Source organism: Virgisporangium aurantiacum (assembly GCF_016863635.1).
Classification (GTDB): Bacteria; Actinomycetota; Actinomycetes; order Mycobacteriales; family Micromonosporaceae; genus Virgisporangium; species Virgisporangium aurantiacum.
In genome coordinates, this window is the sequence record NZ_BOPG01000109.1 from 45,452 (window position 1) to 53,669 (window position 8,218).

Genomic DNA, 8,218 nt, shown 5'->3' on the forward strand with positions numbered 1-8,218 from the left:
CAGCATAGGCGACCGGCGTCACGGTGCGCTATCCGTCGGTCATGGGCGAGAGGCCGTTTCATCGGACCCGGGAGGGACCATTAGGCTCATCACACCGTTCCATCGACGGACCGTGGTCGAAAGGACCTTGGCAGGCCATCCCATGACCAAGCTCAACATATTCACCGCGATTATCGGTCTGGTGCTCCTCGTCGTCTTCTTCGAGCTGCTGCGCAGGCGCCAGCTCCGGGAGAAGTACGCCGTGCTGTGGATCATCGTCGCCCTCGGTGTGGTGCCGTTGGCGATCTTCCCCAGCGGCCTCGACTGGGTCACCCGGCAGATCGGCGTCAAGTCGGGCGCCAGCCTCGTCCTGTTCCTCGGCCTCGTGCTGCTGTTGCTCATCTGCACGCACCTGAGCTGGGAGGTCAGCCAGCTCGAGGAGGAGACCCGCACCCTCGCCGAGGAGATCGCGCTGATCCGCACCCAGCTCGAGGAGCGCTCGGTGATACCGGAGCGCGACGCGCCGGCCACGGAGATCGGCCCGAAGGCGGCCGGCGATGACTGATCAACGGGTCCTCATCATCGTTCCGGCGATGAACGAGGAGGAGTCGATCGGCAAGGTCATCGCCGAGGTGCGGTCGGAACTGCCGTTCGTCGACATCCTCGTGGTCAACGACGGCTCCACCGACGGCACGGCGGCGGTCGCCGCGGGTGCCGGCGCGATCGTCACCAGCCTGCCGTACAACCTCGGCGTCGGCGGTGCGATGCGCCTCGGCTACCGGTACGCCGACCGCAACGGCTACGACGTCGCCATCCAGATCGACGCCGACGGCCAGCACGACCCGCGCTACGTCCCGATGATGCTGAAAGCGCTGGAGTCGGCCGACCTGGTGATCGGCGCCCGCTACGCCGGCGAGGGCGACTACGCCATCAAGGGCCCCCGGCACTGGGCGGCGAAGGTGCTGTCGGTGGTGCTCAGCCGGGTCGCGAAGACGAAACTCACCGACACCACGTCGGGCTTCCGGGCGAGCAACCGCACGCTCATCGAGCGGTTCGCGCGCTGGTATCCGGTCGAGTACCTCGGCGACACCATCGAGATGCTGGTGCGGGCGGCCCGGTCCGGGCACGTGGTGCGGCAGGTGCCGGTCGCGATGCGCCAGCGGCAGGGCGGCACCGCCACGTCGCCGTGGAAGGCGACCGTCTACCTGTTCCGGGCGATGATCACGCTCCTGCTGGCGTTCGTACGCCGGTGAGGCGCCTGCTCAGTGCGGTGCCCAAGGGCACCCTGGTCGTCGGCGGCGGCCTCGCCGTGCTCGGGCTGGCGTCGTTCCTGCACCTCATGGCGGCCGGGCACAGCCTCGACGACGCGCAGTCCTCGTCGGTGTCGGTGCTGTGGTCGATCGTGTTCTCGATCGGCATCGGCCTGTTCATGCCGGTGGAGCAGGAGGTGGCGCGGCTCGTCGCGGTCCGGTCCGTCTCCGGTGACGGCGTGCGCCCGGTCCTGCGTACCGCGGCGCTGCTCACCGGCGCGGTGCTCGCGACCGTCCTCGTGCTGCTGGCGGTGTTCGCCGGCCCGATGGCCGACAACCTGTTCGACGGCGACCGCGGCATGGTGCTCGCCCTCGGCGGCGCCTTCACCGGCCTCGCCGCCGAGCACCTGACCCGCGGCGTCCTGTCCGGGCTGGGCCGGTTCGGCTGGTACGGCACCCAACTCGCCGTCGACGGCGGCCTGCGGATCGTCATCGCCGGTGCGCTGTGGCTCGCCGGCGTGCAGTCACCGGTCGCGTTCGCGCTGGTCCTGGCGTTCGCACCGGCCGCGGCCGTGCTGCTGACCCTGCCGCCGGTGCTGCGCGGCCTGCGCCCGGGCGGCCGCGTCACGATGGCGACGCTGTGCGCGGGGCTGTTCCTCCTGGTGGCGTCGAGCCTGCTCGCGCAGGTGGTGGCGAACGTCGGCGTGATCAACGTTCAGCTGCTCGCCACCCACGCGGAGGAGGGCATCGCCGCCGCCCTGTTGGCGGCGCTGATCCTGGCCCGGATCCCGCTGTTCGTGTTCGCGTCGCTGCAGGCGTCGCTGCTGCCGGCCCTGACCCGGTCGATCGCCTCCGGCGACCTGGCCGGCTACCGGCACCAGCTGGTGCGCGCCCTCGGCGTGGTCGGCCTCCTCGGTCTGGCCGGCGCCGCGCCGGCGGTGATACTCGGCCCGTGGCTGGCCGAGCTGATGTTCGACGCCGGCGCCGGCGTCCTCACCCGCGTCGACTTCGTGTGGCTGACGTTCGGCGTGCTGGCGTACATGTTCGCCACCGTGCTCGGCCAGGCCGTGGTCGCCCGCGGCTGGCACGCGGGGCAGGCGGTGGGCTGGCTGATCGGCACGCTCGTGCTGATCGCGGTGACGCTCGGCCCCGGCGACCTCCGGCTGCGCGTCGAACTGGCGTTCGCGATCGGCTCGCTGGCCGTGATCCCGGTGGTCCTCCCGTTCGCCTGGCGTAAGGGCAGCCAGGCACCGCCCACCCCGGTCCTCGACCCCACCCCGACCCTGACGGCCGGCCGCCCCGCCGACTGACCGCCTCGAGGGGAGGGGGTTACGTCAGGGTGCCGGTGGCCAGGGCTTCCTTGAGCTGGGACTGCCAGTCGGGTTGGGGGGAGACGCCGGCCAGGGTCCAGTTGTCGTGGGCCAGCACGCTGTAGCTCGGCCGTGGCGCGGGGCGGACGAAGCGGTCGGACGTGGTGGGGCGGACCCGCTCGGGGTCGAGGCCGACCGTGGCGAACGTGGCCCGCGCGAGGTCGAACCAGGACGCGACGCCCGTCGCCGTGCCGTGGTAGACGCCCGGCGGGGCCGCGCCGGCGACCGCCCGGCCGCCGAGTTCGACCAGCTGGGCGGCCAGGACGCGGGCCCACGTGGGCTGGCCGACCTGGTCGGTCACCACGTCGACGGTGTCGCGGGTGGCGGCCAGGGTCAGCATCGTCGCCACGAAGTTCCTGCCGTGGGCGCCGTACAACCAGGCGGTGCGGACCACGTAACCGCCGGCCGCGAGCGCGGCCCGCTCGCCGACCAGCTTGCTCCGCCCGTACGCGTTGATCGGCGCGGTCGGCGCGTCCTCGGCGTAGGGGGTGGTGCCGTGGCCGTCGAAGACGTAGTCGGTGGAGAGCTGGATCAGACGGGCACCGGCGTCGGCGCAGGCCGTGGCGAGCAGCGCTACCGCGTCACCGTTCACCGCCGTCGCGGCGGCCTCGTGCGCCTCGGCGCCGTCCACGTCCGTCCAGGCCGCGGTGTTGACGACCACGTCATGGTCCGCGACGGCCGCGACCACCGCGGACCTGTCCGTGATGTCGAGGTCGGCGCGCGACAAAGCGGTGACGGACGAACCGAGCAGCGCGACCACCTCGCGGCCGAGCATCCCGCCCGCGCCGGTCACCAACCACCGCGTCACGAATTGGCCTTCAGGGGTTCCCACCAGGCCCGGTTGTCGCGGTACCAGGCGACCGTCTCCGCGATGCCGCGCTCGAACGGGACCGCCGGCTCGTAGCCGAGCTCGCTGCGGATCTTCTCGATGCTGAGCGAGTATCGGCGGTCGTGGCCCTTGCGGTCCTCGACCGGTGTCACGAACGACCAGTCGCGGCCGCAGGCCTCCAGGAGCCGCTCGGTGAGCTCCTTGTTGGTCAGTTCGAGCCCGCCGCCGATGTGGTAGACCTCGCCGGAGCGGCCCTTCTCCAGAGCGAGCTGGATGCCGGCGCAGTGGTCGGCGACGTGCAGCCAGTCGCGGATGTTGCCGCCGTCGCCGTAGAGCGGCACCTTCTTCCCGTCGAGAAGATTGGTGACGAACAGCGGGATGACCTTCTCCGGGAACTGGTACGGACCGTAGTTGTTCGAGCAGCGGGTGACCACCACGTCGAGCTTGTGGGTGCGGTGGTAGGCCAGCGCGAGGAGGTCGGAACCGGCCTTGCTGGCCGAGTACGGCGAGTTCGGGGCCAGCGGCCAGTCCTCGGTCCAGGAGCCCTCGGCGATCGAGCCGTAGACCTCGTCGGTCGAGACGTGCAGGAAGCGGCCGACACCGGCGCGCAGCGCCTCGTCGAGCAGGCGCTGGGTGCCGAGCACGTTGGTGACCACGAACGGCTCCGCGCCGTCGATCGAGCGGTCGACGTGCGACTCGGCGGCGAAGTGCACCACCGCGTCGTGGCCCTTCATCACGTCGGCGACCGTGTCGCGGTCGACGATGTCGCCCTCGACGAACGAGAAGCCGGGGTGACCGGCGACCGGCGCCAGGTTCTCCCGGTTGCCGGAGTACGTGAGCTTGTCGAGCACCGTCACGCTGGCGTCCGCCGAGGTGAGGAGGGCGCGGACGTACTGCGAGCCGATGAAACCGGCACCACCGGTAACCAGAACCTTCACGGGGACGCAATCTACCGGATCGGTCCGGGGGCGATCCGGAGAGGATCACCGTCTGTAGGGTGTTCGGAATGCGCGCTGTCCTCCTCGCCGGCGGTACCGGATCCCGCCTGTGGCCGATCACGCAGGCCGTGTCCAAGCAGCTCATGCCCGTCTACGACAAGCCGATGGTCTACTACCCGCTGTCGGTGCTCGTGATGGCCGGCATCCGGGAGATCCTCGTGATCACCACACCGGGCGACCAGGAGCAGTTCCGTCGGCTGCTCGGCGACGGCTCGCAGTGGGGCCTGCGGCTGGAGTACGCGGTACAGGAGAAACCGGCCGGTATCGCCCAGGCGCTGCTCATCGCGGGCGACTTCATCGACGGCGAGACGATCGCGCTGATCCTGGGCGACAACATCTTCTACGGGACGGGTCTGGGCCGCCAGCTCAGCGAGCACACCGACGTGGTGGGCGGCCGCATCTTCGCCTACCAGGTGGCGAACCCGAGCGAGTACGGCGTCGTCGAGTTCGACCCGGACGGCAAGGTCGTCTCCATCGAGGAGAAGCCGGTCAAGCCGAAGTCGCGGTACGCGGTTCCCGGGCTGTACTTCTACGACAACGCGGCCGTCGAGATCGCCGCGAAGCTCACCCCGAGCGCCCGCGGCGAACTGGAGATCACCGCGGTCAACGAGGAGTACCTGCGCCGGGGCGAACTGCACGTCACCGTGCTCGACCGGGGCACGGCATGGCTCGACACCGGTACGTTCGACTCGATGGTGGCCGCGGCGGAGTTCGTGCGCGTCATCGAGCAGCGGCAGGACTACAAGATCGGCTGTGTCGAGGAGGCCGCCTGGCGGGCGGGCCTGATCACCGACGCGCAGCTGCGTGACCTGGCCCAGCCCCTCACCAAGAGCGGATACGGCGACTATCTGCTACGTCTGCTCGACCTCGGCTGACAGCTCCGCGTCGTCGGCCGGGTGCTTCCACAGGACGTACCAGGCCGACAGCGCCGCCATCAGCAGGACGCAGAAGATCACGAACCCGAACCCGCCGATCTCCGTGATCACCGGCCGCCACCCGCGCGGGTACGTCGCCAGCGCCTCGTTGCCGTACTCGTACCGCTTGACGGTCAGGTACAGCCCGTACGACACGGCGAGGCCCCAGAAGAACAGCCACACGCCGTACAACCGGCGCAGCCCGGTGGGCGTGAGCATCCCGGGCGGCACCGCCTGCGCGGCGAGGAAGAACATGCCCATCCACAGCGGCATGAAGTAGCGGCCCTGCATGAAGTAGCCGATGACCGGCACCATGATCACGTCGACGGCGAGGCCGCCGACCAGGCACGCCGCAGGGATGCCCAGGATCACGGCCATCATGCGCCGGCTGGAGTTCATGATCCCGGTGAGCACCAGCATGCCGATGACCAGGCCCCACGTCACGATGAACCACACCGGCAACTGGGCGGTGGCGTAGCCGAACACGCCGATCGTCTGGCGGATCCAGTAGTCGAACTTGTTGTTGATGACCGTCCGGACGATCTCGCTGACCGGCGTGCGGACCTCCGGCGTCGCCTCGGTGCCCAGCGTGCCGACCTGTGCGGCGAACGACCACGCGAACGCCAGCGCCGCCGCGATGCCGATCGCGAGCACCGCGTACCGGACGTCTTTGCGTCGCAGCAGTTCCTTGATGTGGTGGCGGCGGCCCATGGCGAGGAAGCTGAGGATCACGATGGCGACGGCCAGCACCACGCCGATCGGCCGGTTCAGGGCCAGCGGCACCCCGGCGAGCGCGGTCAGCCACACCAGCCGCTTCGTCCACTTCTCCCCGCCGAAGCCGAACGCCTTCGCGTCCTCGGCGTCCTCCTCGCGATTTCTCGAGAGCAGGCAGGTGAGCGTCACCCAGAGCAGTGCCGACGTGGCGATCTCCAGCCCGTTCGGGTTCACCAGGCCGGTGAGCACCATCGTGGTCGGCGCGAACACCAGCAGCAGCGCGACCATCAGCATCCGCCGCCGGCGCAGCGGCCAGATCGTGACCAGCGCCGACGCGTACAGCACCGCGCACAGCAGCGAGCTGAGCAGCCGGGCCAGGTAGACGCCGGTCATGTCGGGGAACGGCAGCAACGGCCAGCCGACGATCGCGTAGTAGAACGGGTTGTAATGGCCGGCCCGGGTGTGGACCTCGTTCCGCTCGCGGCTCTTCGTCGGCGTGCCGAGGCAGGTCGCCGGCTCGATGCCGGTGCGCAGGCAGTCGAAGTTCGGCGGCACCAGGCTCGCCGGTACGCTCTGGTACCGACCGTTCTGGCCGTCGTTGGTCGGCGGCGCGAAGATCTCGCCGCGGACGATGCCGGCCGCCCGGATCACGTGGTCGTGCTCGTCGTAGGCGCCGTCGTACGGGGTGATCAGGGCCCACGCGGCCGGCAGCAGGAAGAAGACCACCAGGGCGGCCCACCACACGCGGCGGGCCCGGGTCTTGGGGGAAACCTCTTTGGGACGGGCGTCAGCGCGTCGGTTATCCGACGTCTCGGGGGACTCCGTCGTCTCCGAATCCAAGCCCCCGGGCATGTCGCGGTCCTCCTCGACCTGGTCCCTGATCAGCTCGTCCTCCGAGGTTCAGGCCCGCGCGAACCGGCGCCGGGCATCGATCACTACCGCCGACCCGGGGCAGATCGAGCGAATCCTAGCAACTGGATTCGCCGGTCCGACGGTGCCCGGCTGGCTTATCATCACCGATCGTGAAGATCCGAGCCTTGTCCATCGAGGGCGCGTACGAAATCACCCCGGTCGTCCTGGGCGACCCGCGGGGAAACTTCGCTGAGCTCTACAAGGAGGACGTGTTCGCGGCCGAGATCGGTCACCCCCTCCGGATCGCGCAGATCAACACGTCCACCTCGGCCCGCGACGTCGTACGCGGCGTGCACTGGGCCGACGTGCCGCCGGGGCAGGCCAAGTACGTCACCTGCCAGCAGGGTGCGCTGGTCGACTTCGTGATCGACCTGCGGGTCGGCTCGCCGACGTTCGGCCGCTGGGAGAGCGTGCTGCTCGACACGGTGGAGAAGAAGGCGGTGTACGTCAGCGAGGGTCTCGGCCACGGATTCCGCTCGCTCACCGACGACACCGTGATCCACTACCTGTGTTCGGCGCCGTACAACCCGCAGCGCGAGTACGTGATCCACCCGCTCGACCCGCAGCTGAACATCGACTGGGGCGTCACCGATCCGGTGCTGTCGGCCCGCGACCGCAACGCGCCGTCGCTGGCCAACGTGCGGGCCGACGGGCGGCTGCCCGACTACAAAGCATGCCTGGAGTACCGGTCGTCGCTCCGGAACTGATTCGCGTCCGCAAAAACACCCGCGCGTGAACAGGGCATCGACTCCCCGCGACGGCTAGGGTTTGGCCATGGACCGGCGCATCTTCGGCCTCGAAACCGAGTACGGAGTCACGTGCACCTACCGGGGGCAGCGGCGACTGTCACCCGACGAGGTGGCCCGATATCTGTTCCGGCGTGTGGTGTCGTGGGGGCGTTCGAGCAACGTCTTCCTGCGTAACGGCGCGCGCCTCTACCTCGACGTCGGCTCGCATCCGGAGTACGCCACGCCCGAGTGCGACTCGGTCGACGACCTGGTCGTGCACGACCGGGCCGGTGAGCGCATCCTCGAAGGTCTGCTCGTCGACGCCGAGAAGCGGCTGCACGACGAGGGGATCGCCGGCGACATCTACCTGTTCAAGAACAACACCGACTCGGCCGGCAACTCCTACGGTTGCCACGAGAACTACCTGGTCTCGCGGCACGGCGAGTTCGGCCGGCTGGCCGACATCCTGATCCCGTTCCTGGTCACCCGGCAGTTGATCTGCGGTGCGGGGAAGGTCCTGCAGA

General features: G+C 69.8%; 9 protein-coding genes. 6 read left to right on the forward strand and 3 right to left on the reverse strand.

Annotated features, from left to right (window positions below):
• Positions 1–142: 142 nt before the first annotated feature.
• Genes Vau01_RS58215 through Vau01_RS58225 form a run of 3 tightly spaced genes read left to right on the forward strand, consistent with a single transcriptional unit; the run spans position 143 to position 2,539 of the window.
• Entirely contained in the window at positions 143–544 is a 402-nt protein-coding gene (locus Vau01_RS58215; RefSeq protein WP_204012136.1) for a DUF2304 domain-containing protein, read from the forward strand.
• The gene (locus Vau01_RS58220; RefSeq protein ID WP_204012139.1) at positions 537–1,232 is read left to right on the forward strand and encodes a glycosyltransferase family 2 protein; all 696 of its coding nucleotides are present in this window, start codon (positions 537–539) and stop codon (positions 1,230–1,232) included. Before Vau01_RS58215 ends, Vau01_RS58220 begins: the two co-directional genes overlap by 8 nt.
• Positions 1,229–2,539 (forward strand): MATE family efflux transporter, encoded by a 1,311-nt coding sequence (locus Vau01_RS58225; RefSeq protein ID WP_204012142.1) that lies wholly within the window; start codon positions 1,229–1,231, stop codon positions 2,537–2,539. Before Vau01_RS58220 ends, Vau01_RS58225 begins: the two co-directional genes overlap by 4 nt.
• Before the next feature lie 19 nt (positions 2,540–2,558).
• Here the strand turns inward: Vau01_RS58225 and rfbD are convergent, their stop codons facing one another.
• Both rfbD and rfbB read right to left on the reverse strand, forming a co-directional pair.
• Positions 2,559–3,407, reverse strand: coding sequence for a dTDP-4-dehydrorhamnose reductase (gene rfbD / locus Vau01_RS58230; RefSeq protein WP_204012145.1), 849 nt, complete (start codon positions 3,405–3,407; stop codon positions 2,559–2,561).
• The gene (rfbB, locus tag Vau01_RS58235; protein WP_204012148.1) at positions 3,404–4,366 is read right to left on the reverse strand and encodes a dTDP-glucose 4,6-dehydratase; all 963 of its coding nucleotides are present in this window, start codon (positions 4,364–4,366) and stop codon (positions 3,404–3,406) included. The genes rfbD and rfbB overlap by 4 nt, the downstream gene beginning before the upstream one ends.
• Before the next feature lie 68 nt (positions 4,367–4,434).
• Here rfbB and rfbA point away from each other — a divergent pair, with 68 nt between their 5' ends.
• Complete coding sequence (rfbA, locus tag Vau01_RS58240; protein WP_204012150.1) at positions 4,435–5,301, forward strand: glucose-1-phosphate thymidylyltransferase RfbA; 867 nt, start codon at positions 4,435–4,437, stop codon at positions 5,299–5,301.
• Here the strand turns inward: rfbA and Vau01_RS58245 are convergent.
• A complete protein-coding gene (locus Vau01_RS58245) occupies positions 5,278–6,906 on the reverse strand; it encodes a DUF2142 domain-containing protein (protein WP_204012151.1) in 1,629 nt (542 codons plus the stop codon). The genes rfbA and Vau01_RS58245 overlap by 24 nt on opposite strands.
• A gap of 170 nt (positions 6,907–7,076) precedes the next feature.
• On the opposite strand from Vau01_RS58245, the gene Vau01_RS58250 reads away from it, so the two are divergent.
• A complete protein-coding gene (locus Vau01_RS58250) occupies positions 7,077–7,673 on the forward strand; it encodes a dTDP-4-dehydrorhamnose 3,5-epimerase family protein (RefSeq protein WP_204012153.1) in 597 nt (198 codons plus the stop codon).
• A 67-nt stretch (positions 7,674–7,740) separates the two neighbouring features.
• On the forward strand, positions 7,741–8,218 hold a 478-nt coding region (locus Vau01_RS58255; protein WP_204012162.1), incomplete at its 3' end, for a proteasome accessory factor PafA2 family protein.

Bases quoted from the DNA above. Each gene is read 5' to 3' on its own strand.
- rfbA (WP_204012150.1), top strand. From the start codon at position 4,435: ATGCGCGCTGTCCTCCTCGCCGGCGGTACCGGATCCCGCCTGTGGCCG.
- Vau01_RS58215 (WP_204012136.1), top strand. From the start codon at position 143: ATGACCAAGCTCAACATATTCACCGCGATTATCGGTCTGGTGCTCCTC.
- Vau01_RS58220 (WP_204012139.1), top strand. From the start codon at position 537: ATGACTGATCAACGGGTCCTCATCATCGTTCCGGCGATGAACGAGGAG.
- Vau01_RS58245 (WP_204012151.1), bottom strand. From the start codon at position 6,906: ATGCCCGGGGGCTTGGATTCGGAGACGACGGAGTCCCCCGAGACGTCG.